The sequence below is a fragment of the Variovorax sp. 01N429 genome (genome assembly GCF_056399425.1).
Genome location: NZ_JBFTRG010000178.1, coordinates 1 through 399, shown reverse-complemented (window position 1 = coordinate 399; position 399 = coordinate 1). Strand labels below are relative to the sequence as shown.

The following is a 399-nucleotide window of genomic DNA, read 5'->3' as shown; positions in this document are numbered from 1 at the left end:
GCGCCATTCGGGCCGAGAAATCCGGTGACGCGCCCCGGTTCGATGCGGAAGGTCAGGTCGTCGACGGCGCGCCTTCGCCGGAACGCTTTGACGAGACGGTGTGCGGTGAGCACGGCAATGTCCTTTCGGAGGCAGGCGATTGAGGTCCTTCTCCAGGCTGTCCGGCCGCGTGGGGCGTGTCGTCTGCCTGCGAGCACGGGCCGGCGCCGCGGGTATGCCGTGCGGCATACACCGCGCGGTCGATGCCGTGCCGTCGGGCCGCGCCTACCCTCGGCGTATGTCCGTTCCTCCGCTGGCCCCGCCGCGGATCGAGCGGGTGAGTCCGCGCGGCTGGGGATTCCTCGACGCAACCGTGGCTCTGGTGGTCGCGCTGCCGGTGTGGGGCCTGCTGGGACACTC

Annotated in this window: 1 protein-coding gene; it reads left to right on the top strand. The window is 71.2% G+C overall.

The window, feature by feature from the left end; genetic code table 11:
• Positions 1-214 precede the first annotated feature (214 nt).
• Positions 215-399, top strand: a 185-nt coding sequence (locus AC1DSF_RS31140) for a hypothetical protein (RefSeq protein WP_478184170.1), incomplete at its 3' end; no start/stop codon positions are given.